We start from the raw sequence: 542 nt of genomic DNA, 5'->3' as shown, positions 1-542 counted from the left end.
TAATTCATTTCTAATTCACCTAGGTCTACATTATATATTTTGTACTTATTTTTATTCTATCTCTGTAAACCCTTCTCCTAAAACTTCATGTACATTGCTTACACTTATAAACGCTCTTTGTCTAATTCCTTAATATATTCCCTAAGCCTTATAAATTCCTTTCTGCTTATAATAGTCATTAGAACTTCCTTCTTTCTCCTGTATATGCTCCCCTACCATCGTAAATTGTAACACCACGGCCTAATTCTTCAATTATATATTTCTTTATTTCTTCGCTTTTCTCACTAATAATTGTTACCTGCTTACAAACATTAAGCCCTTGTATAACGTTGTCAATTACTAAACCGTTTATTACAACTCCAAGCAGTGCATACATACCGATCTTAGGACCAAATGTTAGACCTGCTGCAAGCGTTATTAAAAAATCTGAAAGAAGAAGTGATTTACCTATATCTATGTGGAAGAATTTATTTATTATCTTTGCTATAATATCTGTTCCACCTGTTGATGCATTTTGATTAAATACTATACCCATACCAATC

At 31.5% G+C, this 542-nt stretch carries 1 pseudogene; it reads right to left on the bottom strand.

Features of this window, described 5'->3' with window-relative positions:
* Positions 1 to 51: 51 nt before the first annotated feature.
* A pseudogene (locus TCEL_RS00070) lies at positions 52 to 542 on the bottom strand (YitT family protein); the annotation flags it as partial.

The organism is Thermobrachium celere DSM 8682, assembly GCF_000430995.1.
Taxonomy (GTDB): domain Bacteria; phylum Bacillota; class Clostridia; order Clostridiales; family Caloramatoraceae; genus Thermobrachium; species Thermobrachium celere.
Note: the sequence above shows the minus strand (reverse complement) of the source record. Positions and strands in the feature narration are given on the sequence as shown.